Origin of the sequence: Streptomyces corynorhini, from assembly GCF_003346515.1 — a bacterium.
Classification (GTDB): domain Bacteria; phylum Actinomycetota; class Actinomycetes; order Streptomycetales; family Streptomycetaceae; genus Streptomyces; species Streptomyces corynorhini.
Window position 1 is genome coordinate 1 of record NZ_QQNA01000458.1, and the last position, 576, is coordinate 576.

Annotated in this window: 1 protein-coding gene; it reads left to right on the forward strand. The window is 70.1% G+C overall.

Translation table 11 applies throughout. The features are described 5' to 3' along the window. The coding region (locus DVH02_RS34475; protein ID WP_114627756.1) for a glycoside hydrolase family 75 protein at positions 1-576 on the forward strand (576 nt) is incomplete at both ends.

The following is a 576-nucleotide window of genomic DNA, read 5'->3' on the forward strand; positions in this document are numbered from 1 at the left end:
CTGGTCGCACCGGCCGGCCCTGCTCGCCAGGGCCGGCCGGTGCGACCAGATCTCCCAGGGGATGTACCGGGCCCGAGACAGCACTCCGGCCGACATCTCCGTCTGCGACGCGAAGGGCGCCGTGTTCTTCAAGGCGGACATGGACATCGACTGCGACGGCGCGATCACCGAGCGGTGCAACCTCGCCGCCGACCCGTACTTCCAGAACTCGACGGCCTACACGCAGTCCGACGGGCAGCCGCTGAACGCGGAGAAGCTCCCGTACATCGTCGTGCCGACCCCGAGCGGGATCTGGAACTACCGCTCGTCGGGGATCGGGGGCGGCTCGGTCGCGGCCGTCATCTACCGGAACAAGGTGCAGTACGCCGTCGTCGGCGACGCGGGGCCCTCCGGCATCATCGGGGAGGCGTCGTACGCCACGGCCCGTGCGCTGGGGATCACGCCGGATCCGGCCGGGGGCGGTGTCCCCTCCGGCGTGACGTACATCGTCTTCAAGGACGCCAAGGTCCCTTCTCTGGAGGATCACGACGCCGCCGTCCGGCTCGCGGACGGCGGCGTCGTGATCCTCCAGAGAAG